The following is an 18,838-nucleotide window of genomic DNA, read 5'->3' on the forward strand; positions in this document are numbered from 1 at the left end:
GGCACACCTTCTGTTATATAACTTATTAAGAATAATTATTTCTGTTGGAAATAAACTCTTCTGTTAGCTCTGTTTTTCCATTCAGGACATTTGCTTGCAGGATTACATTCAGGATATTTAAGATCACTCTTACCATGTCCTACAGCATCTAATCTTGAAGACTGAACTCCACTCTGGATTAAATAGTTCTTTACATTATTAGCTCTTTTCTGAGATAATTTCTGGTTATACTGAACTGTACCTCTTGTATCAGCAGCTCCTACAACTGTATATTTAGAACCCATTTCAGATGAGTTAATATAATTAACAGCACTGTTTAAGATAGCAGTATTAGAAGAAAGAATTCTATCTGAATTTAAATCAAATTCGATACCTTCCAAGCTTCTTGAAACTTCAGTAACAACCTGATTGTTCGTTGGGCATCCGTTATTTTCTGGTGGTCCAGGAACAGTTACACACTTGTCATAAAGATCAATTACTCCATCTAAGTCTACATCCAATGCTCTACCGGAACCATCTACTCTTGCTCCTGCAGGAGTATTTAGCTCTCTATCCCAATCATCACATACACCATCGTTATCGGCATCACCTTTCTTACATACTTCTATATCCTGACTCTTATTTTCTAAGACATCAAGTTTATAATAGATTTCTTGTAATGGATCATGCCAGAATAAATGAGATTCGTGTTTTCCGATGTTATAGGTTAGACCTAATGTTGCATTGATCATATCATTGTTACCAGCTCTTGCAGGATCTACATAATTTCCTCTTGCACCATCAAAGCCTTTTCCTCCTGTAAGAGAATACATCACTCTACCTTCTAAATCGAAAGATTTGCTAACTCTGTACTTTAATCCAGTACCTAATTGTGCATAGAATGAGTTTAGTTTAAACGGCTTTACCTCTTTTGTTAAAGACTGGTTATAATTTGTCCCAGGCTCTTGCAAATAAGATCTGTAAGCAATAGTACCTACACCTCCGTAAGCATGAAGCGCCCATCTGTATGGAGAATGATTATCTACTCTTCTGAAAAGATTAGAAATATTAACATCTCCCAAGATTGTGATCGCATCATATTGCGTCCTCCCTCCAGGGCCTCCAGCAACATGATCCTTTGTATTTACCCAACCTTGTCTTGTCTCTCCTTTGTCATATTGAAGCTTCAAGCCGAATGCATGAGTAATAGCTTTGTCTACACTAAAATAAGCTGTCCAGCCGAATAAATTTTTCGCACCTGACTCATCATGAAGTGAATACAAACTACCACTTTTCATGATAACGGTACCTGCTCCGGCAGAAATTGACCAATCATTAAACCTTTTGGATTTATTAGTGAAAGGAGATACATTAGCTGAACCAGATGTATACGCATTGGGGTATTGCCCCTGGGCTGCAGATGTTGTAGCGACAGCTGTAGAGTCCTGACCGTAGATGGCAACAGGCAATACAAATGCTAAAGCTACACTTGCGAAATTTAGTTTCATAATTCAGTATTTTAAGTTAATAAATGATTTCGTCTTTATAACATTGATGAGAACTCAACATTATTTTTCTGTTTGTGTTTCGTCTTGCTAATCAACCTCATTTAAGAATCTTTATAATATAAAGATGATATTCAGATAAGCAAAGCTAAACTTTGTGTTCAACAGTACTTTATCATAACTTTTTAATATAAAATCCCTTCTTTTCTGCTTAACGTATTTTCAACTTTTCTAACAGTTTTTAACAAATAAACAGACAAAATTTATGTTCTCATTAACAATGCAATATTACAAAAAATATTATTACTAACAAATCTTATACAATTCTTTATTTTATTTAAAAATTCATTAATAAAAGTAATTACGATTTGAAAATCAATAACCAAATTGTTATAAAATTGTCTATATCACTATTCATAGTGATTAAAAAAAATAGAGTGCACAATTATGTACACTCTATTTTAGTTTATGATAAAAAAATTACTTTTTCTTTTTCGTTACTTTTTTAACAGTTTTAGTCTTTTTTACAGAAGTATCACTGTAGTCTTTCTTAGGAAGGCTATTCCATTCGTAGTCATCTACAAATCTTACTGTAACTTTTCTGTCCGCCATTCTTTCAGCATCAGAAGCCGTTGCAGGTACGTTTGCATCTGTTGCTCCAACTCCTTTAGACTTAAGCATACTTGGAGATACCCCTCTGCTCTCTAGCGACTGAACTACAGAAGCAGCTCTTTCTTTCGATAGTTTTAAGTTATATGCAGCACTTCCCTTAGCATCTGTATGCCCGGTTATTAAGTACTTTCCATCGCTATCGTTTATGATTCTTGCTGCAGCATCCAGTCTAGGTCCAGATTCACTTGTTATTGTAGATTTATTAAAGTGGAAGTATACACTTTTCAATTCATTTTCTACTTCAACAGCTACTTTATGGTTATCTTTCTTAACAGGGCATCCATTATTTTCTACAGGCCCCGGAATTGTAACACACTTGTCGTAAAGATCAATTACTCCATCTAAATCTGTATCTAATGCTTTACCAGAACCATCTACTCTTGCTCCTGCAGGAGTATTTAGCTCTCTATCCCAATCATCACATACACCATCATTATCAGCATCACCCTTTTTACATACTTCAAGATCCTGATTTTTGTTTTCTAAGACATCAAGTTTGTAATAGATTTCTTGTAATGGATCATGCCAGAATAAATGAGATTCGTGTTTACCTATGTTATAGGTTAGACCTAGTGTTGCATTGATCATATCATTATTACCAGCTCTTGCAGGATCTACATAATTTCCTCTTGCACCATCAAAGCCTTTCCCTCCGGTAATCGAGTACATTACTCTTCCTTCTAAATCAAAAGCCTTACTAACTCTGTATTTTAATCCAGTACCTAATTGCGCATAGAAAGAGTTTAATTTAAATGGTTTTACTTCTTTTGTTAAAGACTGGTTGTAATTGGTCCCAGGCTCTTGCAAATAAGATCTGTAAGCAATGGTACCTATACCTCCGTAAGCATGTAGTGCCCATCTGTAAGGAGATTGATTGTCTACCCTTCTGAAAAGATTAGAAATATTAACATCTCCTAAAATTGAAATCGCATCATATTGCGTTCTTCCTGCTGCACCGCTACTCGCAACATGATCTTTAGTACTTACCCAACCCTGTCTTGTCTCTCCTTTGTCATACTGAAGTTTCAATCCGAATGCATGAGAAATTGCCTTGTCCACACTAAAATAAGCTGTCCAGCCAAATAGGTTTTTTGGACCTGACTCATCGTGTAGTGAATACAAACTACCACTTTTCATGATAACAGTACCTGCTCCGGCAGAAATAGACCAGTCGTTAAATCTTTTAGATTTGTTAGTAAAAGGAGATACATTGGCAGAGCCAGATGTATACGCATTAGGATACTGCCCCTGAACAGCAGCTGTCTTCGCTACAGCTGTAGAATCCTGACCATACATTGCAATTGGCAGTACACACGCCAAAGCCACACTAGCAAAATTTAATTTCATAAATCTTGTTTTTAAGTTAATAAATGATTTCGTTGTCAAATAATACTGAATGAGAACTTCAACATTATTTTTTTTCAATATTTGTGTTTAATTCTGTTAATAACTCCTTCGAAAAATCTCTTTCATATAAGTGTTTCAGATGCGGGATCATTAATTTTTGTGAATAAAATCTGATATTACCAAATTCTACAATATCTATATCAATTATCCTGTCCTCGTATCCACCTTTTGCAAAAGAGTCCTCTTCTCTTCCCATTTCATGTTCAATTTCTTTAATATTCTTTAGTAACTGAACAGGTGAGAATTTTGTTTTTATTAACACGGCAATATTACAAAAAATATTCTTACTGTCAAATTCGACAGGATCTGTCATAAGTTTTGAAGACCTTGCAATTATACTCCCTAATCTATTATTGATCAACTCTATAGCAATGTCAATATTTTTTTCCGGAAAATTAATATTGCTTCCTAGTAACAAAATCACGTTATTTGACGACATATTACAAAAATTACAGTTTTTAAAAAGATGAAAAATTTTTTCAAGACCGTTATGGCCAATATTGTTGCCATATTTATAGTAGGATTTATAGGTATGATAGGATTATTCCTGTTCATCCTCATTTCGTCCATGTCCGGCAAAGGTAGCGTAAATGTTAAAGATAATTCCGTACTAACAATTAATTTAAAAGATAATATTATTGAGTCTACATCGGAGCTTTCCAGTTCGATATTTGATTTAGGAAATGACAGCAGTCTGAAAATTTCCGATATATTAAATGCTATCAAACAAGCAAAAGATGACAAAAAGATATCTGGTATATCTATAGAAACAGACGGAACTACTGCTGGTATCACACAAATAGATGATATCAGAAAGGCGCTGGAAGATTTTAAAAAGTCAGGAAAGTTTGTCTATGCTTATGGAAATAACGTTTCCCAGAGTTCATATTACCTTTCTACCGTAGCCGATCAGTATTACCTGAATCCAACCGGAGGTGTAGAACTAAAAGGTCTCTCTACTGAGGTAGTATTCTTCAAAGATTTATTCGATAAATACGGAATTGGGGCAGATGTTATCCGTCACGGAAAATACAAATCTGCTGTGGAACCTTATTTAACAAACAAAATTTCTGATGAAAACAAGGAGCAATTATCATTCTTATTAAATGATTTATGGGGTAACATTTCTAAAAAAATAGAAACTTCCAGAAAACTGAGCGCCGAAGAATTAAAAACAACTACGGACAGCCTTTATGGTATTATACCTGAATATGCTCTAAAAAGCAAATTGGTTGACAAACTTCTTCAGAAATCAGAATATGACAATCTTATTAAAGGCAAATTAAAAGTTGCAGCCAAAGACGACCTTAATAAGGTATCTATTGGAAATTATATTGAGTATGTGAATAAAAACGCATCCAGCTCTAGCGCTAAAGATCAGGTAGCTGTTCTTTATGCTTCGGGGGAGATTTTCAACGGGAAAGGAAACACTGGTATTTATTCTGAAAACTTTATTAAAGAGATAAAAAAGATTGAAAAGAACGACAATGTAAAAGCAGTGGTTCTTAGAATTAATTCACCTGGAGGAAGCGCTAATGCCAGCGACGAAATTCTTTTTGAATTACAACAACTAAAAGCTAAAAAACCATTGGTTGTTTCATTTGGAGACTATGCAGCATCCGGGGGTTATTACATTGCTATGGCCGGACAAAAGATTTTCTCGGAAGCCAATACATTAACGGGTTCTATTGGGGTATTCGGATTGGTCATGAACTTTAAAGAACTTGCTAACAGAAATGGACTTCGTTCTGATGTTGTAGCAACTAATGTTAATTCTAAAATGTTCTCTACTATTTCCGGTATGACTCCTGGCACAAGAAACATGATGCAGAAAAGTGTTGAACAAACATATAAGCGTTTTGTTTATTTTGTAACCCAAAACAGAAAGAAAACTTTTGAAGAAATAGATGCTATTGGAGGAGGACATGTGTGGTCCGGAACAAGAGCAAAAGAACTAGGTCTGGTTGATGAAATAGGCACATTAGACGATGCAGTGAAATATGCTGCAGGATTGGCTAAAACTAAAGATTTCAATATCAAAAACTACCCTAAGGATAAGAGTAATTTCGAAAAGTTCTTCGAGAGTATGAACGAACAAGATGTTGCTGCTAAAGCCATAGAAACGAAATTTGGTAAAGAGAACTATCAGCTATTCCAAAAGATTAACAATCCTAATAATAAAGGAGTACAAATGGCTCTTCCATATGTACTGAAAATAGAATAGTCATTCTAAAGAATGGCTTAAAAGTAAAGGCGGGAATAAATTATTCCCGCCTTTACTTTTTTATTAAACATTAATAAATTCTTACTCTTTATTAGAAGCAATCTTACTATAAATAAACAACAGTAGAACTGCACCTCCGATTGAGAAAAGCCAGTTTTTGAAACTCCAGAAACTGTCGGCCGCATACCAGCCTATGGCACCAGCTATCCAGCGTCCTAAAATAGATCCCAGAATCCCAAGAAGGATTGTTATCAACCAGCCTCCAGGATCTTTTCCTGGATGTATTGCTTTAGCGATTGCTCCGGCAATAAGCCCAAATACAATATATGTAATCCAGCCCATAATTTTGTGATTTTTAATAGATTATAAAATAGTTTAACTTAGTTATCTCAAATTTAGCAGAATTTAATTAAAAACTGCAAATTAATTTTCTTCTCTCTTTTTGAAGAATGAGTCAACAAATTCTGTACCATTAAAAAGTTGCAAATCCTGCATCTTTTCTCCTACACCTATATATTTCACCGGCACCTGGAACTGATCCGAAATACCAATAACCACTCCACCTCTAGCTGTTCCGTCCAGTTTGGTAACTGCCAAAGCCGAAACTTCTGTAGCTGCAGTAAACTGTTTTGCCTGCTCAAAAGCATTTTGTCCCGTAGACCCATCCAGTACTAAAAGTACCTCGTGTGGGGCATCCGGAATCACCTTTTGCATAACTCTTTTAATTTTAGAAAGCTCATTCATAAGATTCACCTTATTATGAAGTCTTCCTGCTGTATCTATAATTACAACATCTGCATCTTGTGATACTGCGGACTGGACTGTATCGAAAGCTACAGATGCAGGATCAGATCCCATAGCCTGTTTTACAATTGGTACACCTACTCTTTCAGACCAGATAACCAACTGATCCACTGCGGCAGCCCTGAACGTATCTGCTGCACCAAGAACAACTTTCAGTCCTTCTGATTTAAACTGATGAGCAAGTTTTCCAATCGTTGTTGTTTTTCCAACACCATTAACTCCCACCACCATTATTACATACGGCTTTTTAGTCTTATCAATATTCTGTGTTCCGGCATGTGGATTTTCTAAAAGTAAGCCCGATATTTCTTCACGAAGAATATTGTTAAGCTCGGCTACATTTACATACTTGTCTTTAGCAACCCTGTCTTCAATTCTTCTGATGATTTTTACAGTAGTTTCCACACCTACATCAGATGCAATTAATACCTCTTCCAAATCATCCAGAACCTCATCATCAACTTTGCTCTTACCAACAACAGCTCTGCTTACCTTATCAAAAAACGACTGACTGGATTTCTCCAATCCTTTGTCTAAAGATTCTTTTTCTTCTTTTTTGAATATTTTTTTAAACCAACTCACTTAGCTAAATATTATTTATTTTTAACAATTGCCGTAACTTCTACTTCTATAAATACATCTTTTCTGAACAGTCCTTTTACTTCTAAAAGAGAACTGGCAGGCGGATTTTCGGTATTAATAAACTGATCTCTGACTTCTCTAAACTCGGCTATTTTAGAAATATCAGTAGTAAAGATTCCTAGTTTTACAATATCATTAAGGCTTGCTCCGCAATGCTCCAGAACAGCACGGATATTCCGAAATATCTGCTGCGTTTGTGTTCTGATATCTGTCCCAACAACTTCTCCTTTCTGATTAACAGGGACCTGTCCTGATAAAATAAGCATTTTAGAAGCCCCCAAAGGAACTTCAACTACCTGAGAAAGTCCTTTAATCTGAAATACCAACTCTGTATTTTTAAATTGTATCATTTCAATATTCTTCTGACCAAACACTATCATAAAACCCAGCAATAAACTGAACACTAAAATACGTCTGAATGGTTTCATATTAAATGTTTAATATAACAAATATATAAAAAAAACTACCTAAATAGGTAGTTTTCTGTATGTTAAGTTCTTAACTTAATTATTTTTTAAGATATGCATCTACTTCATCAGCGTTCATTACTTTTTCTTCGAAAACGTAAGCGCCGGACTTAGGTGATTTAACCATTTTAACCACTTTAGTCATTTTTTTAGAAGATGTCTGAAGGGTTGCTACAACTTTCTTAGCCATTGTCTTATTATTTTAAGAAGTTATTTAATTTCTTTATGAACAGTATACTTCTTCAAAACAGCGTTGAATTTCTTCAACTCTAATCTTTCAGTTGTATTCTTTTTGTTTTTTGTTGTGATGTATCTTGACATCCCCGGCATTCCGGATTCTTTATGCTCAGTGCACTCTAATATTACTTGCACTCTATTACCTTTCTTTGCCATTTTCTAATTATTTAATAAATCCGTTTCTAGTAGCTCTTTCAATAGCTTCCTCAACACCAATCTTGTTAATAACTCTCAATCCGTGAGCAGATACTTTCAAAGTAACGTGCTTCTCTTGCTCCGGAAGGTAAAATTTCTTTTCCAATAAATTAATCTCAAAGCGTCTTTTGGTCTTATTATTGGCGTGAGAAACGTGGTTCCCGACCATTGCACGCTTACCTGTTATCTGGCAAATTTTTGACATATCTTTAGTCTTTTACTACTTATTCAAATTGAAGTGCAAAATTATGTATTTTTTTTCAAACACACAAAGTTTTATATTTTATTTTCCTGAAAATCTTTTCAAGATACTCATCATTGACGATATAATGAGAGATTGCGATGAATATGAAAGTTTAAAATTATCTTCCAAAATCATCCTGTACCCTTACAATATCATCCTCGTCGGACGGATTGTTAGCATCTGTATGCTGCCAGATCTCGGCAACTACTCCCCATCCGTCTAGTCCGATTAAACGGTGTCTTTCTCCCTGTTCCAGCTTTACCTGATCTTTTGGGTTATATTCTTTTAATTCGCCTTCTTCGTCAGTATTGCTTCGTTTAATACCTACAACACCATCCACAACTTGCCAAATTTCAGCTCTTCTGTGGTGATACTGCCAGCTCAATCTAGCCTGAGGAGCAACCAAAAGAATTTTAGGGCTTAGCTTCCCTCCTATCTTAAGGCCCTCTACATCAATTCCGTCAAAATATTGATTAGCGAAATCCTGAGCCTGCTTTTCTTCGATTACAAAAAAGCCCCCCCAAGGTCTGCTATCATCTTTTGCTACAATATTAAACCCTTGTTCTCCAAGTGTTTTTTCTATTCTGTTAAAGATTTCTGTTTTTTCAGTATTCATAATATATTAAATATCTCTGTTATAATTTTTCTGTTGACATAGAGTAAGGAAAATCTTTTTCCTGTGAACCTCTTTCTTTGTTAGGCTGTGCTTTCATATCAAAATTCAATACCGCTCCTTTCATTAATTCCTGGTGATTCAACCAGTTTTTAGAATATGGCTGGTTATTTACCTTTAAAGATTCCACATATATATTTTCCTGGCTGTTTTGTGGTGCCTTAATTTCAATTTTCTTACCATTCTCCAAGTGAATAGTTGCTTCTTTGAACAGTGGAGCTCCCAAAACATACTGATTGGTAGCCGGTGTTACCGGATAAAAGCCCAAGGCCGAAAACACGTACCACGCCGACGTTTGCCCATTATCTTCATCTCCACAATATCCGTCTGGTGTAGGTTTATACAATTTGTTAATCACCTGACGTGTCCAGTATTGTGTTTTATAAGGAGCACCTGCATAGTTATACAAATAGATCATATGCTGAATTGGCTGATTACCATGTGCATATTGCCCCATATTCATAATTTGCATCTCACGGATTTCGTGAATTACAGATCCGTAATAAGAATCATCAAAAACTGGTGGTAACGAAAATACCTCATCCAATTTTGCTTCAAATTTCTTTTTGCCTCCTATTAACTTAGATAATCCGTCAATATCCTGAAATACTGACCAGGTATAATGCCAACTGTTACCTTCTGTAAAAGCATCACCCCATTTAAACGGATTAAAAGGAGACTGAAATTTTCCGTCTTTATTCTTACCTCTCATCATTCCGGTAGAGGTGTCAAAAACATTTTTATAGTTATAAGCTCTTTTCTTAAAAATTCCGATTTCAGACTCAGGCTTTCCAAGCGCTTTTCCTAACTGATAAATTGCAAAGTCATCATAAGCATATTCCAGTGTACGTGCAGCATTTTCATTAATCTGAACATCATAAGGAACATAACCTAAAGAGTTGTAGTAAGAAACGCCTCTTCTTCCGACAGCATCCATAGGCCCTTCATTATTAGCACCATGAACAACAGCTTTCCACAATGTTTCAATATCATAACCTCTAAGTCCTTTGATGTAAGCGTCTGCAACCACAGAAGCAGAGTTATTACCAATCATTACATCTGCAAATCCCGGACTGCTCCATTCCGGAAGAAAACCTCCTTCTTTAAAGGCATTAGCCAGCCCTTCCTGCATCTCTACATTAATGCTTGGATACACCAGATTCAGAAACGGATACAAAGCACGGAAGGTATCCCAGAAACCTGTTCCTGCGAACATTCTTCCGTCTAATATCTTACCGTTATAAGGGCTCCAGTGTTTTATTTTATTCTGAGCGTCTATTTCATAAAGCTTTTGTGGGAAAAATAAAGTACGGTACATCGCAGAATAAAACGTTCTGTATTGTTCATCTGTTCCGCCTTTCACCTCAATTTTACCCAATGTTTTGCTCCAGATATCTTTAGCATTATTTTTTACCTGAACAAAAGACTGATTCCCGATTTCTCTTTTCAAGTTAATTTCAGCTTGATCAAAGCTAATAAAGGATGATGCTACCTTAGCATAAACGGACTCCTTTGCCTTAAGTTTAAAACCTACAATCGCTCCTGCATGATTGCTTGTAATCTCCAACTGATTATTCACCAGTGCATTATCCTTCCATGCTGATGTCAGATCGAAATCTTTATCAAACTGAACAACAAAGTAATTTTTGAAATTTTCGTATTTACCTGCTGCATACCTGGTTGTATACCCAATAATTTTCTTTTCCTTAGGAAGTATTTTGATATACGATCCTTTGTCTAGTGCGTCAATTACTACGTATGCACTATCTGTTTTAGGAAAATCGAACTTAAAATAAGCAGCTCTTTCTGTCGGTGTAAGTTCTGTAGTTACATCTGCATCCGCCAGATACACGCTATAGGAATAAGGTGTTGCAACCTCAGCTTTATGACTAAACCAGCTGGCTCGTTCATCTTCTTTGAATTTCGGCTTACCAACTCCCGGCATTATGGCAAATGCACCATAATCATTCATCCACGGTGATGGCTGGTGAGTTTGTTTGAAGCCTTTTATTTTATCTGCATCATAAGTGTAAGCCCAGCCGTCACCCATTTTTCCGGTTTGTGGTGTCCATAGATTCATCCCCCATGGCAAGCCGACTGCCGGATATGTATTTCCGTTGGACAGAGAATGTTTAGACTGTGTACCCATCAGGGTATTTACATAATCTACAGGTTTAAGATCTTGCCCAAAGGAGAGATAACTGCAAAGTGATAAAACAGTTACAATAATTTTTTTTCTCATAGTTTAACAGTAACAGGTTTTAGTTTTTCATTTTCAAAGCATAACTTGCTGCTCCTAGAATTGCTGCATCTTCAAAAATTTCGGATATTTCAATTTTCAATTCTATATGGTTATCCTCAAGAATATGATTTAAACGTTCAGAAAAATAAGGATATGCCTTAGAGATATTTCCTCCGATCACTAAAACTTCAGGGTCATAATATTTTACATATTTCAGTATAAATTCTGCAAAAGAATCTGCATATTCATCGAACATTTTGTTTCGAAGCTCCTCTGGCTTATCCAGTAAGTCTTTAGCTCCTGTAATTGTTTCACCTGTTAGTTCCGCATAACGATTAACAAACCATCTTGTCGCAAGGTAATCTTCACAGATACTCTCATGAAAAGGTGAATTCCACAAATCTTCATCAGTAGCTACAGTTCCGTTATAAAAGGTAGTTCCCAAACCTGTCCCAAGTGTAACACCAAAAATTCTTCCGTGCCCCTGCACACAGCCACCAAATACTTCTCCTTCCAGAAAAGCAGCAGCATCATTGATGAAATGAATCTGATTTTTATTTATTTCCAGACGGCGTGCCAGTTCTTCTTTGATGTTCACTTCATATATGGAACGAAATTTTCCTTGTAACATCAATGAAACACCATTTTCGTAATCGAAAGGTCCTGGCATAGCGATACCAATAAGTAATTCCTCTTTTCTTAAATCTCCTATAGCTTTTTCAATACCAGAAACCCAGGCATGGAAAATTGTTTCAGGATCTGCGAAAGAGTCTACACGCTCGCGGACATAAGTAGAAGTAATAATTTCATGTTTCTCAGGATCTACCTGTGCTAAGGTAATATGTGATCCGCCTATGTCTATGCCAACTATATTTTGCATTATTTCTTGACTTTATTTTTACTTGATAAATAGATTTGAGACCAAAAATAGATAAACAGAAAACCAAATACAAATAATGCTATTCTATAAATTACATCTCCGTATTTCACATAAGGCGTTTCTCCTTCAAAAATCCCTGCCTTCACCTGAATTGCTCCCTGAGCACCGTAAGGAAGATTCTCTACAACATCTCCCCTTACATTGATATGGGCACTTGTACCGCTATTAGCTGCACGCACAACTTCTTTACGCGTTTCTATTGCTCTTAGTTTTGCCAGAGCCAATAACTGTCGGTGACCAGGTGAATATCCCCACCAGGAGTCATTGGTCATAATTGCCAAAAGATTAGCTCCATTCTTTACATATTCTGTTACATACTCTCCATAAACGCTCTCATAACAAATAATCGGCGCTACCTTAGCCGTATTATATGGGTTGGAAAATACTTTTCTTTCTTTATCACTTCCCAATGATGCTATTGTTCCGCCAAAGTTTAGCATAGCCTCACCCAACAAAGGTTTTAGTACTGTGATATAGGGGAAACTTTCAACACCAGGTACGAGTTTACCTTTATGATAAGTTTCTATCTTTTGTCCCGGAACAATCTGCAATGCCGTATTATAACTATCTACCCACACACCAACATTTCCTACCAGATAAGCTGTTTCAGAAGCTTTATCCTCACTTAAGTAAACTTTATAAGTTGAAGCTCCTGTCAGGAATACCGACTGCGGATATTGTTTTGTAAAATCCTGTATCCTGTTCAGAACATGACTATAGGCAAAGCCATTTTCACTAAGTCCTCCGGAACCTGGAATTGCGGTTTCGGGAGCAATAAAGAAGTCTACTTTTCCTTTTGCATTCTTTTTGGCTATATCCAATAATTCATTTACAATAGTAATACTATCCTTGCTGTATTTTTCTGCATAAGGGTCAAGTTCAGGCTGTAACAAGACTGCATTGACCGTTTTATCAGAAGTCAGTTTTATCTGATTATATTTTACCAGAGATAAACTCAGCGGGATTAATATAATGGCCAAGAAAATCGCTGTATTTTTTATGAGTTCCTTTCTCTTTCTGGTTACCTGGAAAAGTCTGTAAGTATAGTAAGCAGCAACATTGGCTGTCAGAATCCATAAAGAGCCTCCGAAGACACCTGTTGTATCATACCACTGGACCCACTGATGCCAGCCTGCAAATGCATTTCCAAGTGTAAGCCATGGCCAGCTGAGTTCCCAGCTTGTGTGAAGTTTCTCAAAACAAATCCATAAGGCTACAAAAAATACCAACCCCAGATAAGTTCCTATCCTTTTTTTGTAAACATGATAGAACAGAAATACCAGCGACATCATTGTAGAATTAAGCAATGTAGGCACCGCTACAGCTATAATGGAATGACTACCGTCCGGCATTAGAGAATTGAATAACCACCATGTAGTAAGTATATTCCAGATGAAAAAGCTTAGAAAGCTAAATCCAAATACTGCAAGTTTTTTCCTTTTTACTGTACTAAAGTTAGTAAGATGATGCTCCAGCAGCATGAGTGGAACAAAAGCAATGAATATAAATACAGGTATTCCGTGAGCGGGCCACGATATTGCGAACAACAATCCGCTAAGTACGGATAGGGATAAATATTTAAGCATAGATTTTAATCTTCACAAATTTAAAAAACTGTCTGAATTATTTTACCGCAAAGTCTGTAAAGATTTTATGAAATAATTCATTATTTTTCAGGACGTTGATATATTAACGTGAACTCGAAACTGTTTTTCTAACAAAAGATTTATTGTAAAACTGCAAAATCCGTTATTTGTAATTGTTTTTAAACCAAAAAAACATGATTTTACCGCAAGGAACGCAAAAAATTTTTCATTTATTAAACTCTTTTTAAGGTCGCAAAGCCGTTAATACATAACAAAGACCGCTAAGAACTTAATTTTCTAAATGCCTAAATGGTGAAAGGATTATCAGGCTGAGCTGAATTTATAGTGAGCAAGTTTATAGAGAGCCTGACGAACTAAACTATAGAGGCCTTATGTTATGCAAACTGCAAAATCGGTTATTTGTAACTGTTTTTTATAACCGTTCTAAAACAAAAAAATAGTACAAAAAGGAAATGATAAAAAGCCCTCTCTTTTTTGTACTTCTAAATATTGTTTCTTACCAATTAGCCTGTAATTGCTTCTTTCAGAATTTCATAAGACCTGAGCCTTGCTTTATGATCATAAACATTGGTAACAGCCATTAACTCATCTATCTGGTATATTTCAAGGAAATCTTTCAGTTTTCGCTGAATCGTTTCTTTACTCCCTATAATACTTTGAGAAAGCATTCGGCGAACCTGCATTGCTTCCATAGGCGACCAGATTGTATCCATATCTTTAACTGGTGGCTGAGCCGGCTTCCTGTCATTCCGGACGAGGTTAACAAATGCCTGATATAAAGTTGTAGACAAATATTCAGCTTCTTCATCTGTATCTGCTGCAATGATATTAGTTGCTGCAATAATATATGGTTTCGGAAATCTATCCGAAGGTTTATAGTTCTCCCGGTAAATCTTAAATGCCATACCCATCTGATCGGGAGCAAAATGTCCGGCAAATGCATAAGGCAAACCTAATTCCGCAGCCAGCCATGCACTATCTGTACTGGACCCTAATATATAAACAGGAATATCCAGCCCTTCTCCCGGAATGGCTCTTACCTGTCCATTTTTATTTTCTTCCGAGAAATAAGTATGCAGTTCAGAAATCTGTCTCGGAAACTGCTCATTGATAACCTGGGGATTTCGCCCCAGTGCCATAGCGGTATAGCCATCTGTTCCGGGTGCACGCCCGACTCCCAGATCTATTCTTCCCGGATACAAGGACTCCAATGTCCCAAATTGCTCTGCTATAATCAACGAACTATGATTAGGTAACATTACGCCTCCGGAGCCTACACGAATAGTATTGGTCCCCTCAGCAATATAACCGATCAACACAGAAGTTGCCGAACTGGCAATACTTACCATATTATGGTGTTCCGCCAGCCAGAAACGGGTATATCCCAATTTCTCTACATATCTGGCCAAATCCAGTGAGTTATTTAGCGTTTGCTTAATTGTATTGCCCTGTGCTATATACGCCAGATCCAATAATGAGTATCTTAATTTTTGTAAAGTCATTTCTTTAAAATTTTAGATTTAATGCCTGAAATTTTATTTTCTGTTATCTAACTTTTATTTTTCATATTTATGATTGAAATGATTCCATAGAATCCTGATTTCATGAAATTCAAATTCATCCGGTAATGCTTTCTTCCAGTCCGAAAGATTATCGAAAGCCTCTTCACGGTATTGATCTTCAAATATTCTAATTCTTTTTCTGTCAAAGATTCGCTCCATATCGACAAGCCCTAATTCAGCCATCTTTGCAAGATGTCCATATACAGTAGACGTTACCAGCCCTCTTTCTTTAGCAATCTCACCCGGTGTTTTTCCTTCTTCAAATAGCTGAAAGGTGATAATATGTGTAGGCTTTTTCATCATTTTAGCCGAAGTATCCAATTCTTTTTCTTTATCAAACAAAGGAACATCCAGCAAATAAGATTCTTTCAGCCTGTCAATATATTCTTCCAGATCATCTATAAACGATTTCACTTCTTCATTATACGCCTTTAATCCTTTCACTCCTTTTGTCTCAGAGTAATAATCTTTTAATGGCAGTAAAAACTGTTCTGCCACGTTTGTATAAAAGAAATTTACAGCTCCTTTACATTTCTCTTCAATCTCCAGCCATTTGATATTTCCGGCAATGAAACTTTTGGATTTTTGCTGAATAAACCTTTTAAATTTCTCAGATATACCGAAAAGCTTTTCGGTTTCTATTTTAAAAATCTGTGAAAGATTCTTCACTTTTTCCTGATCCAGCCCTTTAGCAGAAAGTGCAGATGCCATCCATGTAATTGCGGAGTCTTTCAGCCAGGCTGCATCTATTGTCATCTGAACCTTATGCAGCGTATAATCATATTTTTCCTGCTCCAGAATCTGCTCCAGAATATCATTGGCATTGGTTGATTTTTGGAAATTTTCAATCCTGTGATCACTAAATATAACTTCCGGAGTTATTTTCGATTTCAGCACAATTCCTTCCAATGTACGACAGCGGCTAAGCGCCACATATACCTGTCCGCTAGCAAAAGATTTACCTGCATCTATTATCACACGATCGAAAGTAAGTCCCTGGCTCTTATGTATTGTAACAGCCCAAGCCAGACGTATCGGATACTGCTCAAAACTACCCAATACTTCTTCCTTAATATTCTTTTCTTCGTCCAGAGAATATTTTTTCTGTTCCCAGGTTTCTTTCGTCAGCGTTATTTCCTCTTCTGTACCATCCAGCACGGCTTTTATAACATCTTCATCGATATAGGAAATCTCAGCAAGTTTACCATTATAAAATTTCTTCTCCGGAGAAGTGTCATTCCTGATAAACATAATCTGAGCCCCTACTTTCAGCTCCAAAACTTCTTCATTGGGAAACTGGCTTTCGCTAAAGCTTCCTACAACGGCTGCTTTGTAGAATTTGGTTTTACCGCCTAGTTCAGACAGTCTTTTCTGGTTGATATTATCAGCTATCCGGTTATGCGAACACAGGTAGATGTATGCTTCATCTTTTGGTTCAAAATCCGGTTCGTATCGGGAATTTAATCTTTCAAAATCAAGACCACGGACATCAGCATCACGGACTGCATTCAAAATCTCAAGAAACTCTTCATCCTGCTGACGGTAAACTTTCATGAGCTCAACCGTAACCAAAGGAACTTCCTGTAATGCTTTAGCCGAGAAGAAAAAAGGTGAGTTATAAAATCTGGATAATATTCTTTCTGAATCATCTCTTACAACTGGTGGCAGCTGGTACAAATCTCCTATCAACAATAATTGTGCTCCTCCAAAAGGCAATTGATTTCTACGGACATGTCTCAGCGAATGATCCATCATATCCAAAACATCAGCACGCAGCATTGAAACCTCATCGATAATAATCAGTTCAATCTCGCGAAACAGTTTTAGTTTGTCTTTTCTGTATTTAAAATGTGGGAAAAGATCGTTGATATTCATTGCCAGATTACGATCGATATGCTCTGTAGTGGGCACAAAAGTTCGTGGCGGAATTGTGAACAACGAATGTATAGTTACTCCTCCTGCATTAATAGCCGCAATACCTGTAGGTGCGACAACGATGTGTTTTTTGCGTGTGTTTTTTACAAAATTATTCAGAAAGGTAGTCTTACCTGTTCCTGCTTTACCTGTTAAAAAGACGCTTCTGTTTGTATGTTCAAGTAATTCGACGAGTGCCTCCAATGAATGAAAAAGTTTCATCAAAGTTAAGGCATAAAAAAGCGAAAAGCAATCTGATATTTAACAAGAAAACAAGCTATTGTTTTCTTCCGCTAATTCCAGAGGCACAACCAAAGAAATAATTTTCATAATGAATTTCAAATCCTTGCTTCTCAAATATTTCTTTAACTTTTTTGCTATTTTCAAATCTCTCAGTATAAACCCAAAGCATTTTATAATCATTAGGGTTTCCCAGAAAAAGTTTTCCCAGTATTGGGATTATCCTCTTCAAATAAAGTTTATAAAAGCTATAAAGAATTTTATTATTTGGTTTTGATACCTCTACAAAGCTAAATACACCCCCAGGTTTCATTATTCTATATAATTCTTTAGAAAGAATTTCAAGTTGTTGTTGGTTAAATGTTTTCATTCCGTATGCACACGAAACGACATCATAGGCCTCTGAAGGAAGTGTATTTTCCAATACATCTTCGCAATATTGCTTAAAGTTCTGGTTAAATATCTTGCGAGATTTCTGTTCTGACTTCAGAACCATTTGCTCCGAAAAATCTAATGCCGAGAACGCCGCATTAGGAAATTTGTTTTTAAGATAACTCCAGTTCTCACCAAGCCCTGATAGTAAATCTAAAACCTGCAGCGAATCTTTGGATGATTTTAACTTCTCTAAAAATTGTTTTCTCCATCGAATAGAAAACCCAAAGGATGTAATAAAATTCATCCTCTCGTACGTATCCGACATTTGATTAAAAAGTTGTTTAACCCGCTCAGGTTTATAGATTTCCTCCAATTAACAATAGCTTATTCTCCGCCTTCTTTATACCAAGAAGAGTATTTAATATAGTTATTCGATATTCTGTGAATCTCTCCTTCCAGCAAGTCTACAGAAACCGATTTTATTCTTTTCGCTGGTACTCCGGCCCAGATTTCTCCGGCTTTAATATGTGTCCCTTGAGTAACAACTGCTCCGGCTGCAACAATCGAATTATTTTCTACGACACAATCGTCCATTACAATAGCCCCCATCCCAATAAGAACATTATCATGTACCTGACACCCGTGAACAATCGCATTATGGCCAATAGAAACGTTGTCTCCAATTATAGTTTCAGTCTTTTCGAAAGTACAGTGAATCATTGCATTATCTTGGATATTCACCTGATTACCGATTCTTATACTGTTTACATCTCCTCTAATAACTGCATTAAACCATACACTGCAGTCTTTCCCCATTTTAACATCACCAATTATCGTTGCAGTTTCTGCCAGATAAACATTCTCTCCAAACTCTGGTGTTTTCCCCAGTAATTCTTTTATTAAAGCCAT

Annotated in this window: 18 protein-coding genes; 1 reads left to right on the forward strand and 17 read right to left on the reverse strand. The window is 36.2% G+C overall.

Annotated features, from left to right (window positions below):
- Positions 1-35: 35 nt before the first annotated feature.
- The 3 genes from AYC65_RS15140 to folK form a co-directional block, all read right to left on the reverse strand.
- The gene (locus AYC65_RS15140) at positions 36-1,487 is read right to left on the reverse strand and encodes an OmpA family protein (RefSeq protein ID WP_034869535.1); all 1,452 of its coding nucleotides are present in this window, start codon (positions 1,485-1,487) and stop codon (positions 36-38) included.
- Between the two features lie 477 nt (positions 1,488-1,964).
- Positions 1,965-3,503, reverse strand: a complete 1,539-nt coding sequence (locus tag AYC65_RS15145; protein ID WP_034869638.1) for an OmpA family protein — start codon at positions 3,501-3,503, stop codon at positions 1,965-1,967.
- A 64-nt stretch (positions 3,504-3,567) separates the two neighbouring features.
- On the reverse strand, positions 3,568-4,002 hold the full coding sequence (gene folK / locus AYC65_RS15150) for a 2-amino-4-hydroxy-6-hydroxymethyldihydropteridine diphosphokinase (protein ID WP_034869537.1): 435 nt from the start codon (positions 4,000-4,002) through the stop codon (positions 3,568-3,570).
- A gap of 27 nt (positions 4,003-4,029) precedes the next feature.
- On the opposite strand from folK, the gene sppA reads away from it, so the two are divergent.
- Positions 4,030-5,787 (forward strand): signal peptide peptidase SppA, encoded by a 1,758-nt coding sequence (gene sppA, locus AYC65_RS15155; RefSeq protein WP_034869540.1) that lies wholly within the window; start codon positions 4,030-4,032, stop codon positions 5,785-5,787.
- A gap of 81 nt (positions 5,788-5,868) precedes the next feature.
- Here sppA and AYC65_RS15160 read toward each other — a convergent pair whose 3' ends face one another.
- The 14 genes from AYC65_RS15160 to AYC65_RS15225 all read right to left on the reverse strand — a co-directional run bounded on the left by AYC65_RS15160 (position 5,869) and on the right by AYC65_RS15225 (position 18,838).
- Positions 5,869-6,129: a GlsB/YeaQ/YmgE family stress response membrane protein gene (locus tag AYC65_RS15160; RefSeq protein WP_034869541.1), complete on the reverse strand. Its 261-nt coding sequence runs from the start codon at positions 6,127-6,129 to the stop codon at positions 5,869-5,871.
- An 81-nt stretch (positions 6,130-6,210) separates the two neighbouring features.
- The gene (gene ftsY / locus AYC65_RS15165) at positions 6,211-7,173 is read right to left on the reverse strand and encodes a signal recognition particle-docking protein FtsY (RefSeq protein ID WP_034869546.1); all 963 of its coding nucleotides are present in this window, start codon (positions 7,171-7,173) and stop codon (positions 6,211-6,213) included.
- Between the two features lie 11 nt (positions 7,174-7,184).
- Positions 7,185-7,661 carry a RidA family protein gene (locus AYC65_RS15170; protein ID WP_234300361.1) on the reverse strand — a complete coding sequence of 159 codons (477 nt, stop codon included), beginning with the start codon at positions 7,659-7,661 and terminating at the stop codon, positions 7,185-7,187.
- A 79-nt stretch (positions 7,662-7,740) separates the two neighbouring features.
- Entirely contained in the window at positions 7,741-7,890 is a 150-nt protein-coding gene (locus tag AYC65_RS15175; RefSeq protein ID WP_009085754.1) for a DUF4295 family protein, read from the reverse strand.
- Positions 7,891-7,910: 20 nt separating this feature from the next.
- Positions 7,911-8,093 (reverse strand): 50S ribosomal protein L33, encoded by a 183-nt coding sequence (rpmG, locus tag AYC65_RS15180; RefSeq protein ID WP_009085751.1) that lies wholly within the window; start codon positions 8,091-8,093, stop codon positions 7,911-7,913.
- Between the two features lie 7 nt (positions 8,094-8,100).
- Positions 8,101-8,337, reverse strand: coding sequence for a 50S ribosomal protein L28 (gene rpmB, locus AYC65_RS15185; RefSeq protein ID WP_009085749.1), 237 nt, complete (start codon positions 8,335-8,337; stop codon positions 8,101-8,103).
- A 157-nt stretch (positions 8,338-8,494) separates the two neighbouring features.
- A complete protein-coding gene (locus tag AYC65_RS15190; protein ID WP_034869547.1) occupies positions 8,495-8,992 on the reverse strand; it encodes a cupin domain-containing protein in 498 nt (165 codons plus the stop codon).
- Between the two features lie 19 nt (positions 8,993-9,011).
- Positions 9,012-11,291 carry a GH92 family glycosyl hydrolase gene (locus tag AYC65_RS15195; protein WP_034869549.1) on the reverse strand — a complete coding sequence of 760 codons (2,280 nt, stop codon included), beginning with the start codon at positions 11,289-11,291 and terminating at the stop codon, positions 9,012-9,014.
- 19 nt (positions 11,292-11,310) lie between these two features.
- Positions 11,311-12,171, reverse strand: a complete 861-nt coding sequence (locus tag AYC65_RS15200; RefSeq protein WP_034869550.1) for an ROK family protein — start codon at positions 12,169-12,171, stop codon at positions 11,311-11,313.
- On the reverse strand, positions 12,171-13,817 hold the full coding sequence (gene lnt, locus AYC65_RS15205) for an apolipoprotein N-acyltransferase (RefSeq protein ID WP_034869553.1): 1,647 nt from the start codon (positions 13,815-13,817) through the stop codon (positions 12,171-12,173). The genes AYC65_RS15200 and lnt overlap by 1 nt, the downstream gene beginning before the upstream one ends.
- A gap of 524 nt (positions 13,818-14,341) precedes the next feature.
- Positions 14,342-15,340: an LLM class flavin-dependent oxidoreductase gene (locus AYC65_RS15210; RefSeq protein WP_034869555.1), complete on the reverse strand. Its 999-nt coding sequence runs from the start codon at positions 15,338-15,340 to the stop codon at positions 14,342-14,344.
- Positions 15,341-15,394: 54 nt separating this feature from the next.
- Positions 15,395-17,536, reverse strand: coding sequence for a helix-turn-helix domain-containing protein (locus tag AYC65_RS15215; RefSeq protein WP_034869556.1), 2,142 nt, complete (start codon positions 17,534-17,536; stop codon positions 15,395-15,397).
- A gap of 55 nt (positions 17,537-17,591) precedes the next feature.
- Positions 17,592-18,302, reverse strand: a complete 711-nt coding sequence (locus tag AYC65_RS15220; protein WP_034869558.1) for a class I SAM-dependent methyltransferase — start codon at positions 18,300-18,302, stop codon at positions 17,592-17,594.
- 11 nt (positions 18,303-18,313) lie between these two features.
- The gene (locus AYC65_RS15225; protein ID WP_034869561.1) at positions 18,314-18,838 is read right to left on the reverse strand and encodes a gamma carbonic anhydrase family protein; all 525 of its coding nucleotides are present in this window, start codon (positions 18,836-18,838) and stop codon (positions 18,314-18,316) included.

Origin of the sequence: Elizabethkingia bruuniana (assembly GCF_002024805.1) — a bacterium.
Lineage (GTDB): Bacteria > Bacteroidota > Bacteroidia > Flavobacteriales > Weeksellaceae > Elizabethkingia > Elizabethkingia bruuniana.

What these genes read in the sequence shown, in the direction of transcription:
- AYC65_RS15225 (WP_034869561.1), bottom strand. Translation starts at nt 18,838, where the DNA reads ATGGCTTTAATAAAAGAATTACTGGGGAAAACACCAGAGTTTGGAGAG.
- lnt (WP_034869553.1), bottom strand. Translation starts at nt 13,817, where the DNA reads ATGCTTAAATATTTATCCCTATCCGTACTTAGCGGATTGTTGTTCGCA.
- rpmB (WP_009085749.1), bottom strand. Translation starts at nt 8,337, where the DNA reads ATGTCAAAAATTTGCCAGATAACAGGTAAGCGTGCAATGGTCGGGAAC.
- AYC65_RS15195 (WP_034869549.1), bottom strand. Translation starts at nt 11,291, where the DNA reads ATGAGAAAAAAAATTATTGTAACTGTTTTATCACTTTGCAGTTATCTC.
- AYC65_RS15170 (WP_234300361.1), bottom strand. Translation starts at nt 7,661, where the DNA reads ATGAAACCATTCAGACGTATTTTAGTGTTCAGTTTATTGCTGGGTTTT.
- AYC65_RS15175 (WP_009085754.1), bottom strand. Translation starts at nt 7,890, where the DNA reads ATGGCTAAGAAAGTTGTAGCAACCCTTCAGACATCTTCTAAAAAAATG.
- folK (WP_034869537.1), bottom strand. Translation starts at nt 4,002, where the DNA reads ATGTCGTCAAATAACGTGATTTTGTTACTAGGAAGCAATATTAATTTT.
- AYC65_RS15145 (WP_034869638.1), bottom strand. Translation starts at nt 3,503, where the DNA reads ATGAAATTAAATTTTGCTAGTGTGGCTTTGGCGTGTGTACTGCCAATT.
- AYC65_RS15140 (WP_034869535.1), bottom strand. Translation starts at nt 1,487, where the DNA reads ATGAAACTAAATTTCGCAAGTGTAGCTTTAGCATTTGTATTGCCTGTT.
- AYC65_RS15200 (WP_034869550.1), bottom strand. Translation starts at nt 12,171, where the DNA reads ATGCAAAATATAGTTGGCATAGACATAGGCGGATCACATATTACCTTA.
- AYC65_RS15215 (WP_034869556.1), bottom strand. Translation starts at nt 17,536, where the DNA reads ATGAAACTTTTTCATTCATTGGAGGCACTCGTCGAATTACTTGAACAT.
- sppA (WP_034869540.1), top strand. Translation starts at nt 4,030, where the DNA reads ATGAAAAATTTTTTCAAGACCGTTATGGCCAATATTGTTGCCATATTT.
- AYC65_RS15210 (WP_034869555.1), bottom strand. Translation starts at nt 15,340, where the DNA reads ATGACTTTACAAAAATTAAGATACTCATTATTGGATCTGGCGTATATA.
- AYC65_RS15190 (WP_034869547.1), bottom strand. Translation starts at nt 8,992, where the DNA reads ATGAATACTGAAAAAACAGAAATCTTTAACAGAATAGAAAAAACACTT.
- AYC65_RS15160 (WP_034869541.1), bottom strand. Translation starts at nt 6,129, where the DNA reads ATGGGCTGGATTACATATATTGTATTTGGGCTTATTGCCGGAGCAATC.
- rpmG (WP_009085751.1), bottom strand. Translation starts at nt 8,093, where the DNA reads ATGGCAAAGAAAGGTAATAGAGTGCAAGTAATATTAGAGTGCACTGAG.